Origin of the sequence: Virgibacillus sp. 7505, assembly GCF_002272135.1 — a bacterium.
Taxonomy (GTDB): domain Bacteria; phylum Bacillota; class Bacilli; order Bacillales; family Amphibacillaceae; genus Terribacillus.
The window spans coordinates 1-240 of record NZ_NPBF01000283.1; the positions used below are offsets into that span (position 1 = coordinate 1).

Annotated in this window: 1 protein-coding gene; it reads left to right on the forward strand. The window is 46.7% G+C overall.

Features of this window, described 5'->3' with window-relative positions:
* Window positions 1-240, forward strand: a 240-nt coding sequence (locus tag CHH91_RS18970; RefSeq protein WP_141234246.1) for a serine hydrolase, incomplete at both ends; no start/stop codon positions are given.

A 240-nucleotide genomic window follows, 5' to 3' on the forward strand; every position in this document is an offset into this window, starting at 1 on the left:
ATTTGGATACGCCGATCCGTACGTATATGCCGGAATTTGAGCTTTTCGACCCGGTCGCTACCATGCAGGCCACGACACGTGATTTACTTTGCCACAGAACAGGGCTCCCAAGGCACGAGTTTATGTGGGTTCATTGGGATGATCTGAGCCGTGAAGATTTAGCAGTCTATCGGATTCGTCATTTAAAGAATAATATCCCGTTCAGAAGCGGTTTTCAGTATCAAAATCACATGTATGGCG